At 39.1% G+C, this 26247-nt stretch carries 21 protein-coding genes and 1 pseudogene; 14 read left to right on the plus strand and 8 right to left on the minus strand.

What is annotated here, in order from left to right; all coding sequences use genetic code 11:
• From ABES52_RS09605 to addA, 8 genes and pseudogenes are all read left to right on the plus strand, one after another.
• Positions 1-292, plus strand: a pseudogene (locus ABES52_RS09605) (GNAT family N-acetyltransferase); the annotation flags it as partial.
• A 672-nt stretch (positions 293-964) separates the two neighbouring features.
• A complete protein-coding gene (locus ABES52_RS09610) occupies positions 965-1579 on the plus strand; it encodes a TVP38/TMEM64 family protein (protein ID WP_429650942.1) in 615 nt (204 codons plus the stop codon).
• A gap of 29 nt (positions 1580-1608) precedes the next feature.
• Positions 1609-2157 carry a signal peptidase I gene (gene lepB / locus ABES52_RS09615; protein ID WP_429650943.1) on the plus strand — a complete coding sequence of 183 codons (549 nt, stop codon included), beginning with the start codon at positions 1609-1611 and terminating at the stop codon, positions 2155-2157.
• Between the two features lie 134 nt (positions 2158-2291).
• Positions 2292-2912, plus strand: coding sequence for a ZIP family transporter (locus tag ABES52_RS09620; RefSeq protein WP_429650944.1), 621 nt, complete (start codon positions 2292-2294; stop codon positions 2910-2912).
• 98 nt (positions 2913-3010) lie between these two features.
• Positions 3011-3364, plus strand: a complete 354-nt coding sequence (locus ABES52_RS09625) for an ArsR/SmtB family transcription factor (protein ID WP_429650945.1) — start codon at positions 3011-3013, stop codon at positions 3362-3364.
• A gap of 17 nt (positions 3365-3381) precedes the next feature.
• Positions 3382-5484 (plus strand): heavy metal translocating P-type ATPase, encoded by a 2103-nt coding sequence (locus ABES52_RS09630; RefSeq protein ID WP_429650946.1) that lies wholly within the window; start codon positions 3382-3384, stop codon positions 5482-5484.
• Positions 5485-5654: 170 nt separating this feature from the next.
• Positions 5655-9161 carry a helicase-exonuclease AddAB subunit AddB gene (gene addB / locus ABES52_RS09635; protein WP_429650947.1) on the plus strand — a complete coding sequence of 1169 codons (3507 nt, stop codon included), beginning with the start codon at positions 5655-5657 and terminating at the stop codon, positions 9159-9161.
• Complete coding sequence (gene addA / locus ABES52_RS09640) at positions 9136-12885, plus strand: helicase-exonuclease AddAB subunit AddA (protein WP_429650948.1); 3750 nt, start codon at positions 9136-9138, stop codon at positions 12883-12885. Before addB ends, addA begins: the two co-directional genes overlap by 26 nt.
• A 58-nt stretch (positions 12886-12943) precedes the next feature.
• Here addA and ABES52_RS09645 read toward each other — a convergent pair whose 3' ends face one another.
• Genes ABES52_RS09645 through ABES52_RS09670 form a run of 6 tightly spaced genes read right to left on the minus strand, consistent with a single transcriptional unit; the run spans position 12944 to position 14870 of the window.
• Positions 12944-13162, minus strand: a complete 219-nt coding sequence (locus tag ABES52_RS09645; RefSeq protein WP_429650949.1) for a spore germination protein — start codon at positions 13160-13162, stop codon at positions 12944-12946.
• A gap of 59 nt (positions 13163-13221) precedes the next feature.
• On the minus strand, positions 13222-13590 hold the full coding sequence (locus tag ABES52_RS09650; protein WP_429650950.1) for a spore germination protein GerPE: 369 nt from the start codon (positions 13588-13590) through the stop codon (positions 13222-13224).
• Positions 13591-13595: 5 nt separating this feature from the next.
• Positions 13596-13772, minus strand: coding sequence for a spore germination protein GerPD (locus tag ABES52_RS09655; protein ID WP_429650951.1), 177 nt, complete (start codon positions 13770-13772; stop codon positions 13596-13598).
• A complete protein-coding gene (gene gerPC / locus ABES52_RS09660) occupies positions 13769-14371 on the minus strand; it encodes a spore germination protein GerPC (protein ID WP_429650952.1) in 603 nt (200 codons plus the stop codon). The genes ABES52_RS09655 and gerPC overlap by 4 nt, the downstream gene beginning before the upstream one ends.
• A gap of 37 nt (positions 14372-14408) precedes the next feature.
• Positions 14409-14630: a spore germination protein GerPB gene (locus tag ABES52_RS09665; protein WP_429650953.1), complete on the minus strand. Its 222-nt coding sequence runs from the start codon at positions 14628-14630 to the stop codon at positions 14409-14411.
• An 18-nt stretch (positions 14631-14648) separates the two neighbouring features.
• Positions 14649-14870: a spore germination protein gene (locus ABES52_RS09670; RefSeq protein ID WP_429650954.1), complete on the minus strand. Its 222-nt coding sequence runs from the start codon at positions 14868-14870 to the stop codon at positions 14649-14651.
• A 111-nt stretch (positions 14871-14981) separates the two neighbouring features.
• On the opposite strand from ABES52_RS09670, the gene ABES52_RS09675 reads away from it, so the two are divergent.
• The 4 genes from ABES52_RS09675 to ABES52_RS09690 all read left to right on the plus strand — a co-directional run bounded on the left by ABES52_RS09675 (position 14982) and on the right by ABES52_RS09690 (position 20641).
• Complete coding sequence (locus tag ABES52_RS09675) at positions 14982-16160, plus strand: DUF418 domain-containing protein (RefSeq protein WP_429650955.1); 1179 nt, start codon at positions 14982-14984, stop codon at positions 16158-16160.
• Positions 16161-16188: 28 nt separating this feature from the next.
• Complete coding sequence (locus ABES52_RS09680; RefSeq protein WP_429650956.1) at positions 16189-17088, plus strand: fumarylacetoacetate hydrolase family protein; 900 nt, start codon at positions 16189-16191, stop codon at positions 17086-17088.
• A gap of 93 nt (positions 17089-17181) precedes the next feature.
• Positions 17182-17532: a YisL family protein gene (locus ABES52_RS09685; protein WP_429650957.1), complete on the plus strand. Its 351-nt coding sequence runs from the start codon at positions 17182-17184 to the stop codon at positions 17530-17532.
• Positions 17533-17710: 178 nt separating this feature from the next.
• Positions 17711-20641 (plus strand): bifunctional diguanylate cyclase/phosphodiesterase, encoded by a 2931-nt coding sequence (locus ABES52_RS09690; protein ID WP_429650958.1) that lies wholly within the window; start codon positions 17711-17713, stop codon positions 20639-20641.
• Positions 20642-20712: 71 nt separating this feature from the next.
• Here ABES52_RS09690 and ABES52_RS09695 read toward each other — a convergent pair whose 3' ends face one another.
• Positions 20713-21279, minus strand: coding sequence for a DUF2777 domain-containing protein (locus ABES52_RS09695; protein ID WP_429650959.1), 567 nt, complete (start codon positions 21277-21279; stop codon positions 20713-20715).
• Positions 21280-21442: 163 nt separating this feature from the next.
• Here ABES52_RS09695 and asnB point away from each other — a divergent pair, with 163 nt between their 5' ends.
• Positions 21443-23293, plus strand: coding sequence for an asparagine synthase (glutamine-hydrolyzing) (gene asnB, locus ABES52_RS09700; protein WP_429650960.1), 1851 nt, complete (start codon positions 21443-21445; stop codon positions 23291-23293).
• Between the two features lie 162 nt (positions 23294-23455).
• Entirely contained in the window at positions 23456-24991 is a 1536-nt protein-coding gene (locus ABES52_RS09705; RefSeq protein ID WP_429650961.1) for an alpha-amylase family glycosyl hydrolase, read from the plus strand.
• A gap of 62 nt (positions 24992-25053) precedes the next feature.
• On the opposite strand, the gene ABES52_RS09710 is transcribed toward ABES52_RS09705, so the two are convergent.
• A complete protein-coding gene (locus tag ABES52_RS09710) occupies positions 25054-25917 on the minus strand; it encodes an SDR family oxidoreductase (protein ID WP_429650962.1) in 864 nt (287 codons plus the stop codon).
• Between the last annotated feature and the right edge of the window lie 330 nt (positions 25918-26247).

Consider the following 26247-nt stretch of genomic DNA (forward strand, 5'->3'; position numbering starts at 1 on the left):
CTCCAAAACAGAATACCTCCCTTTAAGACCGAATAACTTGTTATTTGATGCGATGGTAGAACTCTCGAAATCTCTTGGACTAAAAGCTCTTCATTTAGGCGGCGGATACCAAGAAAATGATGATCTTTTTAAATTTAAGGCTTCGTTTACAAATAATAATAACTATTATTACTATATGGCTAAAAACATCTTTGACGAAAAAATCTACAATGAATTATCTCAAAAGGTATTAAAGAATCTTTCATTTAGCGGACAAAGTAATTATTTCCCTCTATATAGATTGAAAATCTGAAAGGTATTTTCTCATTTTCCTCACGTCCCTGACATTGATTTGCGCTGCCTAATTGAACAAGCAGAACTGTGATTTTCATTTTAAAAGGGGAATCGAACCACGATTAATGTCCCAGTGGAAAACCGTCACTGCGCATCAAACAACTTCATAGTTATTTAAGATTCGTTTCAGCATTACCTTTACCGCAAGAATCATTTCTTGCGGTTATTTCAATGTATCCCCAAGCCTCTTTGGACGAAAATATGGTATACTGCAAATGAAACAACTGGAAAGAACGCGCCGGATATTTCGCACACAAGTTTTATTAAAAGGCTCTACCCTAAAATAACTGTGGATAACTTTTGCTGTTATTTTATTCATCGATGTGCCAATGACACTTGGCATGAATGTCTGTTAAACGATACTGTTGATATGTAAACATTTCGCTTGTGGCGGACGCTTTCCGCGGGCAAGGTGCAAGCCGCTTCCCTCGCAACGCTAAGTAAGGGTCTTGCTTGTCTTATTGTTCCCGCTGGAGTCGCCGCCGTGTGAATAACTTTTTAAAAATCAACAATGACATATAACATAGCCTATTGAAAAAAGAAAATACTAATTACAATGGACGGACTTTTAGGATAGATTAAACCAAAAAATGGAATAATAGGTCAAAGTCATGAAGGAGAAACATACTCAATGGATATGGAAGCAATTAAAGCTTTATTAACTTTAGAACAAGTGATGGAATGGATCCAAGACTATCGTTCGTTCGGTGTGTTTCCAGGATTTCTCTTAGTGTTTTTGGAAGCTTTTTTGCCTTTTTTACCTCTTTTTTTATTTGTTATGGCCAATGCAAGTGCGTTTGGCCTTTGGCTCGGGTTTCTCATCTCCTGGGTGGGGGCTTGTTCGGGAGCCTTACTTGTTTTTTTAATCGTACGAACATATGGGCAACAGCGGATCGTAGCGTTTATCCACCGTCATAAAAAAGTAAAAAAGTTAATGAACTGGGTGGAAGACCACGGATTCGGTCCTCTTTTCTTAGTTCTTTGTTTTCCGTTTACCCCTTCAGCCTTGATCAATATTGTTGCTGGATTGTCTAATATTCACTTTTTTCAATATATGATTGCCGTGTTGGCAGGAAAAATGGTGATGATTTTTACCATTAGTTTTATCGGACATGATGTCATTTCTTTAATTCGCCAACCATTTAAAACGGTCGTTGTTATTATTATCATTTTTATATTGTGGTTAGTTGGTAAGGGAATCGAGAAAAAAATACAAGTAAATAGTGAGAGAAAACTACGTTCATAATGACTAGTGATTCAATGGAGAGTGAAATGATGAAGGAACAATGGAAAGTGGAGCTGGTCGAGTGGGGGAGAGCCATTGGACTTGGAATTATCATTGTTTTTATCATTCGGACGTTTTTGTTTTCAAGCTATATTGTCGAAGGGAAATCCATGATGCCGACGTTAGATGATGGCAATAAATTAATGGTCAATAAAATTGGAGTACGTTTATTAGATTTGGAACGATTTGATGTAGTTGTGTTTCATCATAATGATGATAATTATGTGAAACGTATCATCGGTCTTCCAGGGGATCGGATTCAATATGTAGACGATACGTTGTATGTGAACGGAAAAAAATTTGAGGAGCCTTATTTGGAAAAATATAAGAAGTCGACGAGCGGCAAGTTGACTGGAGATTTTACCTTGGAAGAGCTAACCGGAGAAAAAATCGTTCCAGAAGGAAAAGTATTCGTCTTAGGTGACAACCGTAGAAAAAGCTACGACAGTCGCCATTTTGGATTTGTCGATATCGACCAACTAGTTGGGACAGTAAATGTTCGCTACTGGCCGTTAAACGAAATAGATATGACGTTTTAAGTAACGTAACCCCCGGTATCAATGTACCGGGGATTTTGTTTGTTCAACTGTTTTCAACACATATTTGTCCTAGCTTAGAATATGATAAACAGAATAAACCTGCCCGTTAAGTGTGGGTTCAAGGTGGTGAAGTGATGGTAGGTTATGTCCTATTATATGTGACATTCCCTTTATTGTTAGGAGCGGTGGTCACTTTTTTTACCTATTTATTTTTTGCAAGGGACAAGAGAATGATAACCATGGTGATGGGTAGTGGTATGCTGTTATTACTTGTAGTGGAATACATCCCGCATATTGTTAAGGAATTCCATTTTCTTGGTGTATTTATTGGATGTGTAACTGCTGTAACTGGCTTTTTGACCTTTGAGCACATACTTAAAAATCAAGTGACATCTAAAATGGGTAACTTCCCTTTCATCGTATTATTGGCAGGTTTTATTTTTCATAGTGTCCCAACTGGAATCTCAATCGGAGTACTTTCAAAAATTGATTTCCATTTCGCTCAAACACAATTGAAAGGAATATTTTTACACCATTTGGCAGAAGGAGGGGCAATGATGGCCATTCTAAGTAAAGGCATGCGACGAGCATGGGTTAAATTCATCTTTTCATTATTTATAATGACCTTTTGTTTTTATGGATCTGTTTATATAGGAACGATTTATGAATATGTAAATTTGCATATGACAGGTTGGATTGTTGGAGTTGCTTTAGGCACCTTATTGTATGCGATTTACCATCTTTTTATAAAGTAAGAACTAAGTTTGTTTGACAAAAACAGGATATTTTTTTATTATTAACTTGCAATATATGAACATATTTTCATATATTGAAGTATAGTAGGAGTGATACGATGACAAAAAATTATAAAGATGTCGAATTGAAAAATGAAATCCAAACTTCCAATGAAGAATTTGAATCGATTGACGAGGAAACGTTGTTTATTGTCACCCAAACATTTAAAGCTTTATCTGAGCCAACGAGGGTAAGAATATTGCATTTACTAGCGCAAAAAGAGCATTCTGTAAATGAAATAGCCGAGAAATTATCGCTTTTACAATCAACTGTTTCTCATCAATTACGTTTTTTAAAAAATTTGCGCTTAGTGAAGTTTAGACGAGAAGGAACCACACTTTATTATTCAGCTGATGATGATCATGTAATGACAATGTTACAGCAAACCATCCATCACGCAAGACATCATTAACGTTTGGAGGGCTAGTAATGAACGAATATAAAATCAAAGGGCTCTCTTGTGCCAACTGTGCTAGGGAAATGGAACAAGAAATAAATAAATTAAAAAACGGGAAAGGATCAAGAATTTTTTATCATAGTAGCAAGCTTGTTTTAAATGAAGGGGTTGATTTGCGAAAAGTAGAGAAAATTTTGTCTTCTGATGGTGCGTTTATCATAAAAGATGATGAATGGAATCGCTCTGAAAAAAATGGTGCGCATTCCCATCCTAATAATTATCGAATGAAGCTGTTGCTTGCAGTGTCTACGTTCATTTTTATTACCGCGATTTTCGTCGATACACAGCTTGATAACAGCATCCCTCCCATCATGTATTTAGTTGCTGCGGCTGCCAGTGGATATCAAACCTTTTTAAAAGGGGCTAAAAACCTCTTAAAACTCAAATTCAATATTGATACGTTAATGACGATTGCTTTAGTCGGCGCTTTTGGAATCGGAGAGTGGAAAGAAGGAACGTTAGTCGCCATCCTATTTGGTGTCAATGAATTACTTGAAGGGATGGGTATGGAAAAGGCAAGAAGATCGATGGAGGAGTTATTAAAAGTAGCTCCTAAAGAAGCGATTTTAATCGAGAATGGTCAAGAAAAAGTAGTCTCAATCGACACGATAAAAGAAGGAGACTTAGTGCTTGTAAAAACAGGACAAACGGTTCCTTCTGATGGAGTGGTCGTATCAGGGAAAAGTTCAGTCAACGAAGCGGCAATCACTGGAGAATCGATGCCAGTAGAAAAAGAACCAAATGAACAAGTCCTTGGGGGAAGTATTAATAATGAAGGAGTTCTTAAAGTAAGAATTACAAAAGCTTACAAAGATTCCTCCTTGGCCAAAATTCTTCATTTAGTAGAAGAAGCGCAAGAAACAAAGACGCCAACAGAGAAATTTATTAATCAATTTGCCAAATATTATACACCGCTTATTATGGTGATTTCAGCTATTGTCATGCTCATACCTCCTCTCTTTTTTGGGGGAGATTGGGAATCATGGTTTTACCAAGGGTTAGCTGTACTCATAGTAGGTTGTCCTTGTGCATTAGTCCTATCATCTCCAATTGCGATCATTTCAGGAATTACGCGGAATGCTAAGAATGGAATCCTTGTAAAAGGTGGCGTATTCCTCGAACAACTTGGAAATATTGATACGATCGCTTTTGATAAGACAGGAACATTAACAAAGGGACGTCCTTATGTGGAGAAAATGTATGTTTATGATGAAGAAAAGTTTTATTACATCGCTGGATCCATTGAAAAGTATTCTTCTCATCCGATTGCCAAGGCAATTACAGAAAAATTGAGTGAACAAAATATTTCTTATGCAGAACTAGAAGAAATTCGAACAATTACTGGTCAAGGTGTGTCAGCTGTCATAGATGGTGTCACATACAAAGTAGGAAACGAGAAAAGTGTAAATTTTCCATTACCTAAAGAGATATTAGAGACGATTAACCAACTTAAAAATGATGGATACACAATTGTGATTGTTTCGGATAATGAAAAAGTATTAGGGCTATTTGGAATTACCGATGAAATTCGAGAAGAAAGTAAACATATTATTAACGATTTGTACTCAGTTGGAATAAAAAAGGCTGTCATGTTAACCGGGGATCATCACAAGACGGCTGAAAAGGTTGCCAATCAAGTAGGGTTAACGAATTTTTATGCTAATCTTTTACCTGACGAGAAAGTCTCCAAAGTCAAAGAGCTCATTAAAAACGGAAAAGTGGCGATGGTAGGAGATGGGATTAATGATGCGCCAGCTCTCGCAACAGCCGATTTAGGAATTGCAATGGGGAAAGGAACAGATAGTGCGATTGAAACGGCGGATATCGTTTTAATGCAAGACCATTTAGGAAAGCTGCCAGCTGCCATCCGTATTTCAAAAAAAGTAAATAAAATCATTAAATTAAACATCGCTCTCGCCTTAGGATTAAAGCTAATCGCGTTACTGCTTACCATACCCGGATGGCTCACCTTATGGATCGCCATCCTATCCGATATGGGTGCCACCATTTTAGTAACATTAATCAGCTTAACCATCATGATCGAAAGTAAAAAGAAAGTGTACACACCTCAATAATGTAAAGTAATGAGGGACAAAGTAATGAGGGACAGTCCCGCGCCACTTTAAAGCTTTAACGTGGCGCGGGACTGTCCCTTTAACTGTCCCTTTAACTAAAAATGTATATTATAATAGACCTATCAACTAAAAAGAGCGCTGATTGTTAGAGTTGGAAAGGAGAGAGAGGAATGGCCGTACGGTTTGTGATTGGGCGTTCTGGAACGGGAAAATCGACGTTATTTCTTCGAGAAATTGTTGATCAATTAAAAGAAGAGCCGATGGGCGACCCGATTATTTATTTAGTGCCAGATCAGATGACGTTTTTATCCGAATATCAATTAGTGAAATCTCCGGAAATTGCCGGAATGATTCGCGCTCAAGTATATAGTTTTTCCCGCCTCGCCTGGCGCATTTTACAACAAACAGGTGGGATCAATCGCTACCATTTAACTTCAACCGGATTAAACATGCTTATTCGAAAAATTATTGAGGACAAAAAAGACGAGCTCAAGCTCTTTCGCCAAGCAGCTGATCAGTCCGGTTTTGTTCAACAAGTGGAAACGATGCTCACCGAATTTCGACGATATTGTGTACAGCCGGAAGAATTGTTGGTCAAAAAAGAGACATTATCAGAAAAAAAGAATCATAGCTTAGCAAATAAACTGCACGATTTACACAAAATCTATGAGGAGTTCGAACAGCGATTAGTGAACAAATATATTGATAGTGAAGATTATTTCCGGTTATTAGCTGAATCCATCGAACAGTCTGAAGAATTACAACGAGCGGATATTTATATTGATGGGTTCCATAGTTTTACGCCACAAGAATACTTAGTCATCCAACAGCTGATGAAGACGTGTCGCCGAGTTTCAATTGCCTTAACGGTGGACCAACCGTATACAGCCGAACCTCCGCATGATTTACATTTATTCCGAATGACGGGGGAAACGTATCAAACCCTTTATACGATGGCGATTCAAGAAGGAATTCGTGTGGAAGAACCAGTCATTTTAACTTCACCAAAGCGCTTTCGACAGGAAGTGCTCCAACATCTCGAAAGTCAATTTGAGCACCGGCCAACCGTTCCATACGAAAAAGTAGTAAATGGCATCCGTGTGATACAAGGAGCAAATCGCCGGGCGGAAATTGAAGCTGTAGCCCGAGAAATTCGAGCGCTCGTCTCTCAACATGGTTACCGCTATCAAGACATCGCTCTACTCATTCGAAATGGGAATGTGTATCAAGATTTACTAGAAACGATTTTTTTCGATTATGATATTCCGTACTTTATTGACCAAAAGCGGCCGATGCACACCCATCCATTAATTGAACTGTTACGTTCTACGCTAGAAACGATTCAAAGTCATTGGCGGTATGAGCCGATTTTCCGGGCGGTAAAAACCGATTTGCTGTTCCCACTACAAAGCAATAAAAAAGAACTACGGGAAAAAATGGACCGTCTAGAAAACTATGTTTTGGCTTATGGCATTAAAGGAGAGCAATGGACGAGCAGGAAGCGGTGGATTTATCGAAGATTTCGAGGAATCGAAGAAGTTCCGCAAACGGATGAAGAAAAGAAAATCGAACATGAGTTAAATGAGTTGCGTTTGTTTATTACCGCCCCAATTTTACGTCTAGCGCGTCGCCTGAAAAAAGCAACCACCGTTCGTGACAAGTGCGCTAGCTTGTATTTATATTTAGAAGAGTTAGATATTCCAGCTAAACTAGAAAAGATGAGCTTTGAAGCGACCGAGCGAGGAGATTTAGTAAAAAGTCGCGAGCATCAACAAGCATGGGATGCGGTTATTGACTTACTCGACCAACTTGTAGAAATTTTAGGATCGGATGAGATGTCATTAAAGAAATTTATTACTGTATTAGATGCTGGACTCGAATCCATGCGGTTTTCATTAGTTCCACCAGCGATGGACCAAGTATTGGTAGCGAATATGGAACAATCCCGCTTGTCCCACGTGAAAGTGGCCTTTGTCATCGGATTAAACGACGGTGTTTTACCAGCGAAATTGGACGATGATGGCATTTTGCAAGATGAGGACCGGGAATGGTTGTTAACAAACGGATTGAAAATTGCCCCAAGCAGTAAAATGAAGCTCTTAGACGAGGAGTTTATTGCTTATACCGCGTTTACGACTCCAGAAGAGCGGTTGTACATTTCGTATCCTTTAGCGGATGAAGAAGGGAGGGCCCTTTTACCTTCGCCGTTTTTGAAAAAATTCCATGAGATGTTCCCACAATTAGAAGAGCAAGTAGTCGTGAATGACCCGTCTGAATTACGCTCTGAGGACCAACTTAGCTATGTTTCTCATCCCAATACGGCGATTGCGTACTTAACAAGCCAGTTGCAGCTTAAAAAACGGAACTATCCAATGGCGGACTTTTGGTGGGATGTATATAACTATTACGTAACGGCTACGAATTGGAAAGAGAAAGCCACGCACATTTTATCGAGCTTATTTTATCAAAATCGCCCGAAACGATTGTCGGAAGAAACGAGCAAATCTCTTTACGGGGACACGATTTTAGCGAGTGTATCCCGGATGGAGCGCTTCCATAGTTGCCCGTTTGCCCATTTTGCAACGTATGGACTGAAATTAAAAGAACGTGAAATTTATCGATTAGAAGCACCAGATATCGGTGAAATGTTCCATGGAGCGTTAAAGTGGATTGCTGAAGAAATTAATCGCCAAAACTTATCATGGAAGCAATTAACGAAAGAACAGTGCGCGGATATGGCGAGACAAGCGATTGCCTTTTTAGCACCGAAACTACAACATCAAATCTTATTAAGCTCTAATCGCCATCACTATATTAAAAGAAAGCTAGAGCAAATCGTGTCTAAAGCGTCGTATGTGTTAAGCGAGCATGCGAAAGCGAGTGGGTTTGCACCGATTGGATTAGAATTAGGTTTTGGTAGAAATGAGCCGCTACCACCATTTTCCTTTACGCTAAAAAATGGGACAAAAATGGAATTGACGGGACGTATTGATCGGGTGGACAAAGCGGAAAATGGCGACAACATTTACTTACGGATTATTGACTATAAGTCGAGTGCAAAAGAAATTGATTTAACCGAAGTGTATTATGGGTTAGCCCTTCAAATGTTAACGTACTTAGATATTGTCGTTTCTCATTCAGAAGAACTTATTGGTAAACAAGCGTTACCAGCCGGGGTGCTGTATTTCCACGTACACAACCCGATGGTAAAAACGAACAAATGGTTATCGGATGAAGAGTTGGAACGTGAACTCTTTAAACGCTTTAAGATGAACGGACTTGTTGTGAACGACACGGACGCGATTCGATTAATGGACGAAACGATTGAAGCAGGTGACTCGCATATTGTTCCTGTTCGTTTAAATAAAAATGGAACGGTATCTGACTATTTTTCAAAAGCAGCGAGCAAAGAAGACTTTTATCATTTACGCCAATTCGTTCGTCGACTGTACCAAAAAGCGGGTAATCAAATCGTATCAGGAGTAACCGATTTGTCCCCATACAAATTAAAAGATCGGACACCTTGTCAATATTGTTCCTTTAAACAGGTGTGTCAATTTGATCAAGCGTTTGAAGAAAACAACTACCGAATTCTAGTACCAAAGAAAAAGAACGAGATGATGGAAGTCATTCGAGAGGAGGTCTTAGGCAATGGACCAGCTGAACATTCCGATTAAACCAGAAGAGGTCACCTGGACAGATGACCAATGGAAGGCCATTTATGCTTCTGGGAGAGATATTTTAGTAGCAGCGGCTGCTGGTTCAGGAAAAACGGCGGTCTTAGTTGAGCGTATTATTCAGAAAATCTTAGCAGAAAAAGATCCCATTGATGTCGATCAACTGCTCGTGGTGACATTTACGAATGCTTCGGCCGCAGAAATGCGCCACCGCATTCGGGAAGCATTGGAAAAAGCGATTGCTGAACGTCCGCACTCGGCCCATCTCAGACGCCAATTATCGCTTGTCAATAAAGCGTCCATTTCAACACTGCATTCCTTTTGCTTAGAAGTAATTCGAAAATACTACTACTTAATTGATATTGACCCAAGTTTTCGGATCGCCGATGAAACAGAAGCAGAATTGATTCGGGACGATGTGTTAGACGAATTAATGGAAGATGAGTATGGAAAAGAAGGAAACGACGGATTTTATCGGTTAGTGGATACGTTCTCTAATGACCGAAGCGATGTCGAGCTACAAACGTTAGTGCGAAAAATTTATGACTTTTCCCGTTCGCATCCTGTACCGGACCGCTGGCTCGACCAACTAATAAACATGTATGACGTACAAGAAAAAACGACGATTGATGACTTGCCATTTATAGATTATTTGAAAAGAGATGTGCAGTTACAGCTTGAAGGCGCAAAACGATTCCTCCAAGAAGCATACGAAGGAACGAAAAAACCAGGGGGACCTGCGCCACGTGCGGAAAATTATCTCGACGATTTACAAATCATAGAACGGCTTGAGCGAGCTTTACATTCTTCTTGGGAAGACCTATATGTAGAAATGCAAGCTTGGAAATTTACTCGGGCAAAATCGTGTCGAGGAGATGAATACGATAAAGAGCTAGTTGACTATTGTGATTCTCTACGTAAAAAAGCGAAAGGAATGCTCGAAAAGCTGAAAACCGATTTATTTTCACGGAAGCCCGAATTTTTCTTACGCGATATGCGAGAAATGAAACCGATTATTGCCGAATTAGTCACTTTGGTGAAGAAGTTTCACGTGCGTTTTACGGAAGCAAAAAGAGAAAAAGGGCTTGTCGATTTTAACGATTTAGAGCACTACTGTTTAGCGATTTTACGTGACCCACAGGCGAAAGAGGGAGAGCTGCTTCCTTCGGAGGCGGCGATGAGCTATCGATACAAATTTAAAGAAGTTTTAGTAGATGAATATCAAGATACGAACATGGTTCAGGAAGCCATTCTTCAGTTAGTCAAATCAGAAAAAGGAAATTTATTTATGGTTGGGGACGTCAAACAGTCGATTTACCGTTTCCGCTTAGCTGAACCGAATTTGTTTTTAAGCAAGTACCGTCGCTTTCGGACGGATGGTAAAGACAGCGGACTACGGATTGATTTAGCGAAAAACTTCCGAAGCCGTAAAGAAGTGTTAGATGGGACGAACTTTCTTTTTAAACAAATTATGGGGACGACAGTTGGGGAAATCGAGTACGACAAGCAAGCGGAGTTAGTAAAAGGAGCACCGTATCCTGACGACGATTATCCGGTAGAGGTCATTTTGATTGACCACGCGGATGAGACGAGTGGTCATGAAGAAGAAGGAAGCGAGTCATCGGATATATTGGATCAAGTCGAGTTAGAACAATCTCAAGTTGAAGCCCGTTTGATGGCCAAAAAAGTGAAAGAACTGATCGAACAAGAACATCCGATTTTTGATCCGAAAACAAAGACGTACCGCCCGATTCGTTATAAAGATATAGTCATATTGCTACGCTCGATGCCATGGGCGCCAACCATTATGGAAGAGTTTAAAAAGGAAGGCATTCCATTATACGCGAATTTGTCAACGGGTTATTTTGAAGCAACCGAAGTATCAATTATGCTGTCGTTGCTACAAATCATTGATAATCCCTATCAAGATATTCCGTTTGCCGCTGTTCTCCGCTCACCGATTGTCGGGCTAGATGAAGAACAATTGGCGCAAATTCGCATTCATTCGAAAAAAGGAAGTTTTTATGAAGCGGCAAAGCAGTTTGTCGAATTACGAGAACAAGAAGGTCCATACGTTCACGAAAAACTAGACCGTTTTCTGCGACAGTTTGAACAGTGGCGAACCATTGCTCGTCAAGGGACGTTATCGGAACTGATATGGCAATTATATCGAGATACGCGCTTTTATGATTTTGTTGGGGGGCTTCCTGGAGGTAAGCAACGGCAAGCGAACCTTCGCGCGCTGTATGATCGGGCGAAACAATACGAAGCCACATCATTTCGAGGATTATTCCGGTTTTTACGCTTTATTGAACGAATGAGAGACCGCGGAGACGATTTAGGAGCTGCTCGGGCGTTAGGTGAGCAAGAGGATGTCGTTCGTTTAATGACTATTCACTCCAGCAAAGGGTTAGAGTTTCCGATTGTGTTTGTCGCGGGATTAGGCAAACCGTTTAATAAAATGGACATCATGAATGGCTATTTATTGGATAAAGATTATGGTTTTGCTAGTCCTTATATTCATCCTGACAAACGAATTTCGTATCCGTCACTTCCGCAGCTTGCGTTTAAAAGGAAAAAATGGATGGAGCTCATTGCTGAAGAAATGCGTATTTTGTATGTAGCGTTAACACGGGCGAAGGAAAAATTAATCCTTGTTGGCAGTTTGAAAAAAGCCGAAAAGAGTTTACAGTCATGGAAACATGCGTTACAAACGTCTTCTTGGCTATTAAATGATTACGATCGAGCCAAGGCGAATTGCTATTTAGATTGGATTGGACCGGCTCTTGTTCGACATCTTGATGGACGAATCCTTATTCAAGAAGATGCAATCGGTTTGGCTGATGAGATTCGTCAACATCCTTCCAAGTGGCAAGTTCAATTAGTGAACAAGCAACAATTTAACGATACTGGTGAACAGGAACAAGAAGAAGCGGTTCATTGGGAAACGCTCGTACAAAACGGAAAACCAATCGACGTTACCTCCCTATGGAAAAACGACATTTACACTCGCTTGGAATGGCAATATACCCATGTGGCGGCAACGAAACATCGTTCTAAACAATCGGTATCCGAAATAAAACGACTGTTTGAATGGACAGATGAGTTGGGTAGTGACCAATGGAAACAGCGTAAAATGAAGCAAAAGGCGATTTTTAAGCGCCCGCTTTTCTTACAAGAAAAGAAGTTAACGCCGGCTGAAAAGGGAACCGCGATGCACGTCGTCATGCAGCATATTTCTCTTTCTGAACAGCCAACCATTTCTTCCATTGAAGACCTTCTTTATGATTTAGTTCGATGTGAAATATTATCAGAAGAACAAAAGGCTGTTATTGACCCTTATCAAATTCTAACGTTTTTTAATACAGAAATTGGTAAACGGATCTTGCAAGCCGATCATGTACTTCGAGAAATCCCATTTAGTTTTGGAGTTCCAGCTACTGACATTTATCCGGATTGGCAAGGGGATTCGGAAACCATTTTAGTTCAAGGAGTTATTGACTGTTTAATAAAAGAAAAGGATCAATTGATTTTGCTCGATTATAAGACCGATGCCATTACGGATCGTTTTCTAGGAGGATTTGCGGAGGCAAAACCAATTCTGCAAAAACGATACGAGACGCAAATCGCCTTATATGCCCAAGCGGTGGAGCAGATTGTACAACAACCAATAATAGAAAAGTATTTATATTTCTTTGACGGTGGACATTTACTTTCTTTATAAAAGTGGTTTCGGTACAGTAGAAGTAAAAACAGGAGAAAGGGTTTCTTCCTTTCTCCTGTTAATTATTCCCTGTAATTGGCTGGTCAATAACATTGCAATCGAACGTGGTGTTTACACTAAATCCAGTTACTGTCCCGATAAACGCACCGGTATTAAAACCACCAGATCCACTAGTTGATTTTGAGGCGCTTTTAGGAGAGATAACCGCCGCGTCACCAAACTGGACTGTGCCTCCACCAACATTTAAAATTTGAACAGGACCGACAATAGCTGGCATGAAAAACATCCTTTTCATATGATATCTAGTGATAGTGTATGCAGTTAAACAGAAAGAGTTCATTCACTTAATAATTGGCGAATATGCTTGATTCTTGCTTCTGAAGAAATAAAGCAAGTACTGCCAATATGAAAAACAGATGATGTAGAGACACCTAAAATGTTGATATTTCTAACATGAATGACAGGATTTAGGTCATTTTTTAACATCGTAACCTTTTCTGTAATAGGGAGGAAGGGGATCGGTTCGTTGAAGACTGAAAATTGCGCAAAGTTCCCTTCGTTTCCAAAGAATAGCTCTTTTTCACGTTGGACAGCTAACACGTTTGCCCGAGGTAAAATGCGGTTAGAGTCTCCGATTTCAAAAACGGAAGCGAAGGATACGATGTTGGCTTCAACTGAATCCACAATCGAATATCGTTTATACATAGGCATCACTCTGGGGCCAATGGAACAAAGGGACCAATGATTAATGATTCGGGTGGTGTATCAAAGGTGGCAGCGAGTTGAATCGTTTCAGCATCGCCGACTAACAATAAGCCGGAACTCGATACTCCGATCACTCGTACCGATCCAACGTTTATGCCGTGATTTTCAACATGCAAATTCATTTGTCAGAAACTCCTTTCATGTTTTGTGGGAAGTGAGAAATAAAATGATAAACTCCTTGTCGGATATCATTCATAATTTTTTGTAGCAATTCTTGTTCAAGTTGCTGTTCGTTATAATCTCGGGATTGGCCCATCATCAGTGTTTGTAGGTGATAATTGATACGTTGTGGAAGCTGTTTTTTAATATCGTCTTTAATAAGTTGATGGATGTGAGAATCTAATGGCTTTTCCATTTGTTGTTCGTGTTGTTGAATAATCGATTCAATATCGTGATCAATCGTTTGTTGAAGGCGATCCAAGATGGCTTCTGACTGGCGATAAAAAACAGGTTGATGTGGAAACCCACCATTCGGAACAGCTAATTCTTCAATCTCAGATAGTCCATTTGGTGTAAGACCGATATTTAATGTGCCGTCTAATCGTTCGATCTTCAGTTGATCAAATTTATATTCTATTTTCTCGATATTGATGGCAGGTGATTCTTTCATTTGTTTGATTTGGTTTTTTAACTTATCAATTTCTTTTTCTAAAGTTTGAATTTGTTTATGCTGTTTTTGAATCCATTGTTGTATATTTGTAATTTGGTTGTACCAGTCCATCCTTTCACCTCCCTTTTTATTGGAAGAGGGGGACTAACTAGGGATTGAATGGAACAAGTGGTTGGGCGATCGGACTTATTGGAACCGGTCCGTTTAATGTTTTCGGCCTAGGGGCGGGTTTGATAAATCCCCCGGTATTGTATAAATAGGAGGCAGGCTTGATAATTCCCGATGTTCCGATTTGAAATACTGAAGAGTTGCTCACGCTGCCAATTTTTATCGAGTGGATATTGATCGTTTGCGTAACATAAATGTTCATGATGTTCACCTGCGTTTATTAAACATTAAAGGCATTTGCTTGGTCTACAACGTCCGGATCGAACGTATTCGTTGCAGATTGATGATTGTATACGTTTAAGCCGTCACCAGTATTAAATGAACCAGCGCCAGAGTAGGTTTTGGCAGAGGATAACGGTTGTATTTGGAACACATCGCCGATATTAAAAACCCCTCCAGTACCAATGCTGATAACTTGAACGGCACCGACTAAGGCTGGCATGACCGTTCACATCCTTATATACATTTTCTAGTTTTATAGTATGATGGTGTTGTTAATGTGTGATAAATACGCCTATGAATGTAGAAAAGATTATGAAAAGGATGAAAAGAAATGAATCATTTGAAACCATTGCAAACGAACGAGCGAATTCTTTCGTTGGACGTGATCCGAGGGATGTCGCTGTTAGGTATTTTTCTTGTCAATATTTTATCTTTCCACTCCCCAATAATGTATACGAATCCGTACGAATGGTGGGACTATGGGGATAGCAAAGTATTTCGGTGGATTGATATTTTAGTTCAAGGAAGTTTTTATCCGTTATTTGCAATGATGTTTGGTATGGGACTATATATGCTGTATGAACGCTCGATCAAACGTGGGGTGCCCTTTTATTCAATCGCAACAAGACGGTTATTGATGATGTTGTTGATTGGTATATTACACGTAACGTTTGTTTGGTTTGGAGATATTTTGATTACGTACGCGTTAATTGGATTGTTCACCATTCTTTTCATCAAAGTTTCACCAAAGGCACTTTTATGGACGAGTGGGTTATTATTCTTTTTAATTAATGGCTTATTATTTGTTTCTTTATATGGAGTATCATTAGTCAATCCATACAAAGTGACGATATGGACGGATATCGAAAATGTTAAGCAATCGATTGAAGTGTATACTACTGGTTCATTTATGGAAATTACTCGCCAGCGTTGGATGGATTGGTATTACGTCAATGGACCTCAATCGATCATTATGTTAGTATCCACGATATTTCCGTTTATGCTTTTTGGAGCGGCTGTCGGAAAATACAGATGGGTCGAAAAGGTTGTAGAATGGAGAACACATTGGGGGATCACATCAATCATATGTATGACCATTGGTTTCCTGTTAAAAATGACTCCTTATGTTTTTGAGGGCAACTATGTATGGATGTATGTCCAAGATATATTTGGCGGGCCTATTTTAGCAATTGGCTATGGGGCATTCATCGTGTGGATGGTATCGTTTAAGCCCATCCATCGGTTTGGGCACCCATTCGCCGCTACTGGAAAAATGTCACTTACTAATTATTTAACTCAGTCCATAGTTAGTTCCATCATTTTTTATAGCTACGGGCTTGGTTTATATGGTAATGTTTCCTTAAGTACATGTGTCTTCATCGTCATCAGTATATATCTGATGCAAGTAGTAGCTAGTGAATGGTGGCTATGGAAGTTTCAACGAGGGCCTATGGAGTGGCTATGGCGGCTGGTCACCTATCGACAAAGGATTCCGCTAAAAAAAGGATAAAACCATTAGTACAATAGGGGTGGGAGAAATGAAATTTTGTTCATTTTTAGTCGAAGAGGAAGTTCATTACGGAGTCGCAATTCCCGAACAAGGAATCGTCTGGGATTTGACAGTCTTACAACAACAGGCAGATACAGAACGTTCCTACGTTTCCCTTTTTGAAGGAATTCAGCACGGAGAGGAATTTTTGCACTGGGTAAACGAATTAATGTTGTATGGTGAACAGCTTCAAAATACTACCATCGCTCAACATGCACTCAGTGAAATTCAATGGCTGCCTCCAGTTATTCCTCGGAAAAATGTGATGTGTGTAGGAAAAAATTATCGGGACCATGCGATTGAAATGGGAAGTGAGCAGGACATACCGCAAGAATTAATTGTATTTACCAAAAATCCGACAGCTCTTATTGGTCACTGTACACCAATTGATGCGCATCAAGGGGTCACGAGCGAAGTCGATTATGAAGGGGAATTAGCCGTAGTAATCGGGAAAAAAGGAAAAAACATTTTAGAAAGTGAAGCGCTCCAGTACGTTTTTGGCTATACGATAATCAATGACGTAACAGCAAGGGATCTTCAACAACGCCATCAGCAATATTTTATTGGAAAGAGTCTCGATACGTTCGGTCCCATTGGTCCATGGATTGTCCATTCGAGCGAAATCGAAAATCCCAATGCCTTACATATCGAAACGAGAGTAAATGGGGAGATACGACAATCTGCTTCAACCGAACAATGTTTGTTTTCCATTCAACAAATTATTTCTATTCTTTCAAAAGGAATGACATTAGAACCAGGAGATATCATTGCGACAGGAACACCTTCAGGGGTTGGGAAAGGATTTCAGCCACCAAAGTTTTTAGTTTCTGGTGATCGAATTGATATTTCGATTGAAAAGATCGGTACGTTATCCAACCTTGTTAAATAACTGTCAATACTTTTGTTCAAGTGGAAAAAGTAAATATGATATGATAAAAAAAGTAGCAATTTATAAAGTAGCAATCTAAAAGGAGGAACATACATGACACATGCCCATATTACCGCATGGTTATTAGCCATCATATTATTTTTTGTTGGCATCAGCTTACATAATCAACAAAAGGATAGAGCGGCAAATATCGTTCAAATGATTTTAAGAGCTCTTTACCTTGTTATATTGGTAACCGGAGGCTATTTACTCTACTTTTATTCAAGCATCGATCATATGCTTTATGGAATGAAAGGATTGCTTGGCATCGTTTTGATCGGCTTGATGGAAATGGTGCTTATTCGTAAAGGAAAAGGAAAAAATATTAACGGATTGCTTATCGGATTTTTCATTGTCTTTGTGATTGTACTATTCTTAGGATTTAAGCTTCCTTTAGGGTTTTAATTTTTCTAATATAGTGAATATAACCCACAACAAAGCATCGAGTGATACTCGGTGCATTTTTATTAAGATTTACTTTCATTGATATAACTAACCGTTCTGTAAATTTCAATAAATTTAGTATATTTCAATTAGAAAATATGGTATTTTTTTAGTAGTAAAGTAAGAAGTGGTGAATCAAATGGCAAAAACAGTTAGTTGCTTCTATAAAAACGAAGAAGAATTGCTAACGTTTATAGAACATCATGAATTAGACTTATACCCTTCTATTTTAGTACAAGCATTTGTTGGACGGTCACAGACACATTTCATTCCTAAGTTGCAACAATTAATGAAAACTCATCTTCCGCAAGCTGTTTTTGTCGGATGCACATCGTTTGGAGAAATCGTGGCAGGGGAAATGGTAGAAGAAAAAATCGGGTTGTCATTTACCATTTTTGAAAAAACAGAACTCGATGTACAAATGTTTGATTGTGCGTCCTATGAATCTAGTGAACAAATAGGAAAAGCGATAGCCAGGTCCCTTATTTCATTAGAGACAAAGCTCGTTCTAATATTTTGTACCTATACTGGATTACATCTTCAATCCATGCTTGACGGTTTTTACACGGAATGTAGTGATGTGATTGTTGCCGGTGGAGTTGCTTGTACGAATGGAGAGTATAATGGCGAAATGGTGTTTACTAAGGATGCTGCAACTAATCAAGGAGTTGTAGCGGTTGCTATTAATAATAAAGACTTATTCGTACATACATTAGCTAATCAGCAATGGCAACAAATTGGCAGGTCCTTTAAAGTGACAAAAGTAGACGGACATGTGTTATCGGGAATTGAACATCAGCGTCCAATTCCTTTTCTGCGCCGTTATTTAGGAACACGTTTTGTGGAGCGACTTCCTTCGTTTGGTTCGGAATTTCCTTTCTTTATTGTACGAAATGGTGAAATGAGACCTGTGTTTATTAAAGAAATTACTCCTGACGGCTCGCTATACTTAAGTATGAAATTACAAGAAGGGGAAAGTATTTCGATTGCTTTCCCGAATCTTGAAAAAATAATTGAAGTGTCGGAACGGGCGGTTAAAGAGTTAATGCAAATTCCTGTAGAGACACTATTTATTTATAATTGTGTAGCTCGTAGAGAAAGCTTTCGCCCTCTCGTTCAACAAGAATTACAGATTCTCCGGCAACTCGTTCCGGTAAACGGCTTTTTCTCATGTGGGGAAATTGCTGTAGTCGATAACAACTCTCCTCCGAGACTACTTTCTCAGGCATTAACTTATGTTGCTATTTCGGAATCGAAGGAAGTGAAGAAGAGGAAAAAAGAATTTGATCCTTCGTTCGTATTAACTCCGGAGTTAAATTCCATGATCGCGCTAACTCATCTTATTAATGCTTCCGCGGATGATATTCATGCGCTAAATAAAAACATGGTTATTTCTGAAGAGTATTATCGTTCGTTATTTGACAACAATACAGATTTTATCTATTCCACCGATTTAAAGGGACGATTTACTAGTATCAATTCGACATTCATTCATACTTTCGGTTATGGGGAAGAAGAGATTATCGGAAAATCTGCTCTTCAATTTATTCGTAAAGAAGACATTCCACGAGTGAAACGGCATTTTTACGGGGCGAAAAAAGGGATAGAGCAAGTATATGATATACATATCCCAACGAAACGAGGGGACATGCCCCTTTTTCAAATCAAGAATATTCCAATAACGATCAACGGAAAATGCGTCGGTATATACGGAGTCGGCCGGGATATTACCGTGCAGCGGAAAAATGAAGAACGAATTGTTCAATTAGCGTATTATGACAAGGAAACCGGTCTTCCAAATCGGACCAAATTTACAGAACGATTGGAAAACACGATCGGACGAGGGAAACACCAAGCCTGTGCAGTCATGTTTTTAGATGTAGATCGATTTAAATTTATAAACGATACGTATGGACATGTTGCCGGGGACGAACTTTTACGGCAGATTGGTGAACGAATTAAGAGCGCTTTACCAACGAATGCCTTTTTAGGTCGCTTTCATAGTGATAAGTTTTCGATCTTCATCACTTCATTTGGAAGTCGAGACGATCTTTTAAGCATTGGAGAACAAATCTTTACTGTGGTTCAAAAACCGTTCTACGTTGGGCAACATACGTTATATATAACAGTCAGTATTGGGGTTAGCGTGTATCCACAAGATGCTCATGATGCGGTTACCTTGTTCAAACATGCCGATGTGGCCTTAAGTAAAGCAAAACAGAGCGGGCGAAACGAAATCGTCCTCTTCTCTCATGAAATGTATGAACACATGGTTCAACGAGTACAATTAGAGAATGAATTACGAAATGCTATAAAGGAACAACATTTATCGATTGTATATCAACCGATTGTCTGTTTTCAAACAAACTTATGGATAGGGGCCGAGGCTCTTATTCGCTGGCATCACCCAAAACTTGGGCCTATTTCTCCAGCCCAATTTATCCCGATTTCAGAAGAGACAGGAATGATTAATGAAATTGGAAACTGGGTCCTTAAAGAAGCTTGTCGGCAAACAAAACAATGGCACGACGCTGGCTATAATCATTTATCAGTGTCTGTCAATGTGTCAGCGAAACAGTTCCAACAGCTTTATTTTACGGATATCGTGTACGAGACATTACTCGAAACAAAACTACCTCCAAATCATTTACAGCTGGAGTTAACGGAAAGCGTCATGATCGATGATTTTCAACACGCGACCAAAACGTTTGAACAACTGCAAGAGATTGGTGTGAAAATCTCGATTGACGATTTTGGTACTGGTTATTCGTCTTTAAACTATTTAAAAAATTTGTCGATCAATAACTTAAAAATTGATCGAACGTTTATTCAACACATTGGAGAAAGTCGAAAAGATTATGCCATTGTACAATCAATCATCATGATGGGGAAAGGACTAGATATGTCCATTACCGCTGAAGGAATCGAAACAAAAGATCAGCTTGAATTATTACAAGCAAGCGGTTGTCAATACGGACAAGGTTTTTATATTTATCCGCCATTAAAGCCGAATGATTTTCTTAACGAATTTCAAAAATTATATCGGTCTAAGCAGTCGATTGAAAAATAAAAAAACGAATGGCTTCCTAAGTAAAGGAAGGTCATTCGTTTTTTTATAACCATACACCTTAGGGGAAAAAACTATTTACGATTAAATTTTTCAATGACAATACGTTTGCCCGTATTCAATGTATATTCAAAACGATCTTGCTTTTTCTTTCCATAACTAAAATGATGATGGACTGCACATACATTTTCCGAGTTGTCGAAAATCAATATATTGACTCCTTGCTTAATCGAATAATTTTGCAGATAGGCTAGATGGTTATGACAATAGATGCAATCATAGATAGAAAAATTCATTGAATTTAAAGTCGTGATAAATTGAATGAAGGCATCATCATCGATTTCTTCTAATAATATTTCTAACGAGTATATTAGGTGTTTTCGAATACGGAGTTGATCATTATCTTGTAATGAGATCGTTGTTCCTTTTAGTTGCACCGTTGCATCTTGTTGTAAAATTCCTCGTACCCATTTGTTTGCACGTAAAACTTCTACTTCCTCGGTTACATATTGGTTAAGTAGAATCGCTTCGTCCCCTTCTTCATCAAAAAAAATCCACTCATCATTAATATATTCGACGGTTCCTTCAGTAAAAGCTCTCGATTGGTGTTCAATTAGTTGTAACCGCTGTTGATGATTCATTTCTGATTCTCTCCTTACGAATCTGTCTATCCATGTTTTTGACCAATTTCATCCATTTCATACAATCATGTGATGGTTTTTCATTGTCTATGATTAACTATTTCTAGACGAATGCATATGATGAAACATGTTCACATACCTAAAAACAAGAGGTGATGATTTTTTGTGCGGAATTACGGGATGGATTAATTTTAAAAGAGTGTTAACGAATGAAATGGACAATTTGCAACGAATGACCGCTACATTAACAAAGCGTGGCCCTGATGATACAAACTACTTTATTGATCAACATGTTGCTTTTGGTCATAAGCGTTTAATTGTCGTTGATCCAATCGGCGGAAAACAACCGATGGAGAAACACCATCATAACAAATTGTTCGTTATTTGTTATAACGGGGAATTGTACAATACAGAAGATTTACGGAAAGATCTCCTTACTAAAGGATATTCTTTCAACGGTCATTCTGATACAGAAGTTTTGCTTACAAGCTATATTGAGTGGCGTGAAAAATGCGTGGAATTTTTAAATGGAATTTTTGCTTTTGCGATATGGGATGAAGAGAAAAGTCAAGTATTTATCGGGCGTGATCGTCTTGGTGTTAAACCTTTATTTTATAGCGTGCGAGGAAACGACGTTTTGTTTGGATCTGAAATTAAAGCGATTTTACAACATAAAGAGGTACAGCCCAAACTGGACCGTAACGGATTGTCAGAAGTGCTTGGGTTAGGTCCATCAAGAAGTCCAGGAACAGGTGTGTTTGTTGGGATTGAAGAACTGCGACCAGCACATGCGATGACCGTCTCGCCGACAGGAGTAAAGGTGTGGCGTTATTGGAATGTTCGTAGCAAGTACCATCGGGATACATTTGAAGAAACGGTTGAACATGTTCGCTTTTTATTAACTGATGCGGTGAAAAGGCAACTTGTATCAGACGTTCCGCTATGCACATTTTTATCAGGTGGAGTCGACTCCAGTGCAATTACCGCTATTGCTTCAAATACGTTTCAGGAGGAAGGAAAAGGAACACTTCATACGTATTCCATTGATTACGAAAACAATGATGAATATTTTCAATCGAATGTATTTCAACCAAATGCTGATCAACCTTGGATTGAGTTAATGAGTCAAGCTTTTCAAACGAATCATCATCGTTGTGTCATTTCTCAAGAACAGTTGTTTAAAGAACTCATAGAAGCGGTCGAAGTTCGCGACTTACCTGGAATGGCGGATGTCGATTCGTCCCTATTGTGGTTTTGCCGAGAAATAAAAAAGGATTTCGTTGTAAGCCTTTCAGGGGAATGTGCTGATGAAATTTTTGGTGGCTATCCGTGGTTTCATCAAGTAGGGACTGAGAATAATCATAGTTTTCCGTGGATGCGTTCGGTCAACGAGAGACAACGGTTGCTAAACGATAAATGGAGTCAAAAGTTAAAGCTACAGGACTATATTCAACAAAAATTTAATGAAACGATACATGAAACCCCTATTCTAGATAATGAATCCGAAGTCGAACGGAAACGAAAAGAATTATTCTATCTAAATATAATCTGGTTTATGACTACGTTACTCGACCGAAAAGATCGAATGAGTATGGGAGCAAGTTTAGAAGTCCGCGTCCCGTTTGCTGACCACCGTCTTGTAGAATATGTGTGGAATATTCCATGGGAATGGAAAATGTACGGCAACCGGGAGAAAGGAATTTTACGAAAAGCACTAGAAGGAATTTTACCAGAAGACGTGTTGTATCGGAAGAAAAGTCCCTATCCGAAAACGCATCATCCGAAATATACTCAACTCGTACAATCATGGTTAAACGATATTTTAAAAAATTCGTCAACCGTTTTATATGAATTGTTTGATAAGAAGCAATTACAAGATCTTGTGCAATCAAAAGGAAGTTCGATTCAAGTGCCGTGGTTTGGACAATTAATGACTGGTCCGCAACTATTAGCTTACTTTGGACAAATCCATGTCTGGTTTGAAAAATATCATATTCAGTTGGTGGAAAGTTAAGTACGAAACTGTCCAGTGAGGCAGTTTTTTTTTGGGGGAATGTGGTATATAGCTTGAGATTTAACTGAAAAAGAGAATTTATTACCGATTTTTGTTTGACGGCACGTTCGGAAACAGCTAATCTTAAATACGAAGTGACAATACGGGTAGGAGGAATATAGGGTGAAACGTTTGATTTGGTTGTTTATCACCTGTTTAATCGTCAGTATAACAAGTCCGGCCTCTGCGCAACAACTTAACGAGGAACGGAACTGGCGAGATGAGAGCATTTATTTTATTATGATTGACCGTTTTCATAATGGTGATCGTTCAAATGATTATAATGTGAATACAGAGGATCCGTATGCTTACCAAGGGGGAGACTTTCAAGGAATTATTGACCAGTTGGATTACATTCAGGAGATGGGATTTACAGCGATTTGGCTCACGCCGATTATGAAAAACGTGGACGGTGGCTATCACGGATATTGGGTCGAAGATTTTTATGATACGGAAGAGCATTTTGGTACCATTGACAAATTTAAAGAGCTAGTAAACGAAGCCCATGCTCGTGGAATCAAAGTGATTGTCGATTTTGTAGTGAATCATGTTGGTCCGAATCACCCATGGCTTGACGATCCTGAAAAAAAAGATTGGTTCCATGAAGAAAAAGAAATTATTAATTGGAACAATCAAGAGGAAATCGAACAAGGTTGGATTTTTGGTTTACCTGATTTAGCGCAAGAAAAAGAAGAAGTTCGGGATTATTTAATTGACGTAGCAAAGTGGTGGATTGAAGAAACCGATATTGATGGCTATCGTTTAGACACCGTGAAGCATGTACCGATTGAATTTTGGAAAGAATTTTCGAAAGAAGTGAAAGCCGTAAAAGATGACTTTTTCTTGTTAGGGGAAGTTTGGTCGAACGATCCTAGTTATATTGGCCAATATGAACAAGCCGGGATTGATGGGTTTGTTGATTATCCATTAAACAAGCCATTACGGAACGTATTTGCAAAACCAGATGTGCCTTTAACCTCCATTTTTGATCAGCTGGCGCAAAATGAACAATATTATGAAGAGCCGTATTTAATGGGGGCGTTTCTCGATAATCATGATCTACCGCGTTTTACAAGGGATATCGTCCTTGAAAAACAATATCCAGGTACACGCTGGAAACTTGCCTTAACGTATTTGTTTACTGGTCCTGAAATCCCGATTGTGTATTATGGTTCCGAAATTGCGTTAGATGGAGGGGAAGACCCAGACAACCGTCGTTTTATGAGCTTCCGGGTGGATAAAGAATTAATTGACTATGTTTCTATCCTCGGACAAATTCGACAAAACTTTCCGGCTTTAACAAGAGGAACGTTTGAAGTTTTATTTGATGGAAATGGGATGGCTGTTTATAAGCGGGAATACGATGGACAAACCGTTGTCGTAGCTATCAATAATTCCAGTCAATCGAAGTCGGTCACATTAACAGCGGAGCAACTCGAAAATAATAAAGAATTGCGCGGAGTGATTTTAGAAGATTTAGTCCGTTCCAAAGACGGAGAGTATACGATTATTCTTGACCGCGAAACGGCGGAAGTGTATGTTTTAGAAGATAAAACTGGCATCAATTATCCGTTTATTATTACTTTAGCGTCGGTTTATATTTTATTTATTATTTTTATTATAATCGTAACAAAAAGAAGAAAGCGTAAAACTTCATAAGAAAAAATAGAGTTGGGAATCAGGAGGTTGATTCCCAACTCTATTTTTGTTAGGAATTAATTTTACCCATTGACAATCTCTCCGCCGTTGATGTGCAAAATTTGTCCCGTCATGTAACTAGAATCTTCGCTCGCTAAAAAGACAAAAGCAGGTCCAAGTTCGTACGGTTGTCCCGCTCGCTTCATCGGAGTATTACTGCCAAATGTCGCTACTTGTTCACTTGGAAATGTCGATGGGATGAGGGGAGTCCAAATCGGCCCTGGAGCAATCCCGTTCACCCGAATACCTTGAGAGATAAGTGAAAGGGCTAATGAACGAGTAAACGTAACGATGGCTCCCTTCGTTGCCGAATAATCGATTAATTGTTCGTGCCCTTTATAGGCGGTGACCGATGTCGTATTGATAATAACATCCCCATTTGTTAAATGAGGAACGGCGGCTTTTGTCATAAAAAAATAGGAGAAAAAGTTCGTTCGAAACGTGCGTTCTAATTGTTGCGCGGAGATCTGCTCAATCGATGACTGCGGATGTTGCTCTGCGGCGTTATTGACAAGAATATTTAGCTTCCTATAATGAGTCACCGTCTGTTGAACGACCTCTTTACAAAACGTTTCACTCCCTATATCACCGGAAAAAAGGAGACATTGCTTCCCCATTCCTTCAATGATGGTTTTAGTTTCATTCGCATCGTTATGTTCATCAAAATAAACAATGGCGATATCAGCCCCTTCTTTTGCCATATAAATGGCCGCTGCTTTTCCGATACCGCTATCTCCTCCTGTAATAAGAGCTACCTTTCCAGCTAATTTTCCTTTCGTTGGATCATAGTCGACAAAACTCGTCGGCTTCGGATTCATCTCCGATTCTCGGCCAGGTTGACGATCTTGATGTTGTGGGGGAAAGGTTTGAGTATTGGAATTATTCATATGTACACACCCTTTCTATTTACGTTTGTTTTATATTGTGACGAACGAGTAGAAGTTATTTATCGAAATGACATTTTGTAGAGGAGTAGAAAAATACAAAGGTTCAATTAAAGAGAGAGATGGTCTAAAGATAGGAAAGGGAGTGGTGCTGATGGAACGCTATTCATGAAGCATTCCAACAATTGCATTACTAAACTCGATGATGAATAGCCCCTATCCTAAGGCACATTTTTAAAATAAGGCTATGTTATATGTCATTGTTGATTTTTAGCAAGTTATTCACACGGCGGCGACTCCAGCGGGAACAAGAAGCCGCAAGACCCTTACTTG

Source organism: Aeribacillus pallidus, assembly GCF_050478865.1.
Lineage (GTDB): Bacteria > Bacillota > Bacilli > Bacillales > JACDOC01 > JACDOC01.